The organism is Cedecea sp. (assembly GCF_036500665.1).
GTDB lineage: Bacteria > Pseudomonadota > Gammaproteobacteria > Enterobacterales > Enterobacteriaceae > Cedecea.
Genome location: NZ_DASYBS010000033.1, coordinates 1 through 1,664, shown reverse-complemented (window position 1 = coordinate 1,664; position 1,664 = coordinate 1). Strand labels below are relative to the sequence as shown.

The following is a 1,664-nucleotide window of genomic DNA, read 5'->3' as shown; positions in this document are numbered from 1 at the left end:
ATCATTAAGAGAATATGAAGAACAACTTGTGTGGATTTTTACTGATTGATTGATCGAAATATTATCATTGATTGATTGGTTTAAATTACTCGAAGTTTATTTGAGAGAATTTGTCAGTACATTGATGAGCCAGAATTGTGACCTTAAGTCACTAATGATTTTTAACTGAAGAGTTTGATCATGGCTCAGATTGAACGCTGGCGGCAGGCTTAACACATGCAAGTCGAGCGGGGGAGATTGCTTCGGTAATTGACCTAGCGGCGGACGGGTGAGTAATACTTAGGAATCTGCCTATTAATGGGGGACAACATCTCGAAAGGGATGCTAATACCGCATACGCCCTACGGGGGAAAGCAGGGGATCACTTGTGACCTTGCGTTAATAGATGAGCCTAAGTCGGATTAGCTAGTTGGTGGGGTAAAGGCCTACCAAGGCGACGATCTGTAGCGGGTCTGAGAGGATGATCCGCCACACTGGGACTGAGACACGGCCCAGACTCCTACGGGAGGCAGCAGTGGGGAATATTGGACAATGGGGGGAACCCTGATCCAGCCATGCCGCGTGTGTGAAGAAGGCCTTATGGTTGTAAAGCACTTTAAGCGAGGAGGAGGCTCTCTTGGTTAATACCCAAGATGAGTGGACGTTACTCGCAGAATAAGCACCGGCTAACTCTGTGCCAGCAGCCGCGGTAATACAGAGGGTGCGAGCGTTAATCGGATTTACTGGGCGTAAAGCGTGCGTAGGCGGCTTTTTAAGTCGGATGTGAAATCCCCGAGCTTAACTTGGGAATTGCATTCGATACTGGGAAGCTAGAGTATGGGAGAGGATGGTAGAATTCCAGGTGTAGCGGTGAAATGCGTAGAGATCTGGAGGAATACCGATGGCGAAGGCAGCCATCTGGCCTAATACTGACGCTGAGGTACGAAAGCATGGGGAGCAAACAGGATTAGATACCCTGGTAGTCCATGCCGTAAACGATGTCTACTAGCCGTTGGGGCCTTTGAGGCTTTAGTGGCGCAGCTAACGCGATAAGTAGACCGCCTGGGGAGTACGGTCGCAAGACTAAAACTCAAATGAATTGACGGGGGCCCGCACAAGCGGTGGAGCATGTGGTTTAATTCGATGCAACGCGAAGAACCTTACCTGGTCTTGACATAGTAAGAACTTTCCAGAGATGGATTGGTGCCTTCGGGAACTTACATACAGGTGCTGCATGGCTGTCGTCAGCTCGTGTCGTGAGATGTTGGGTTAAGTCCCGCAACGAGCGCAACCCTTTTCCTTATTTGCCAGCACTTCGGGTGGGAACTTTAAGGATACTGCCAGTGACAAACTGGAGGAAGGCGGGGACGACGTCAAGTCATCATGGCCCTTATGCCCAGGGCTGCACACGTGCTACAATGGGGCGGACAAAGCGACGCAATGCCGCAAGGCCGAGCCAATCGCAAAAACCGCCCCTCAGTTCGGATTGCGGGCTGCAACCCGCCCGCATGAAGCCGGAATCGCTAGTAATCGCGGATCAGCACTGCCGCGGTGAATGTGTTCCTGAGCCTTGTACACACCGCCCGTCAAGCCACCAAAGCGGGGGGCATCCGAAGTCGCCGGAGCCGCAAGGCAGGCGCCGAAGATGAAACCCGTGATGGGGACTAAGTCGTAACAAGGTAACC

General features: G+C 51.6%; 1 rRNA gene. It reads left to right on the top strand.

Annotated elements, in window-relative coordinates:
* Positions 1 to 162: 162 nt before the first annotated feature.
* Positions 163 to 1,664 (top strand): 16S ribosomal RNA (locus VGM55_RS05595); the annotation flags it as partial.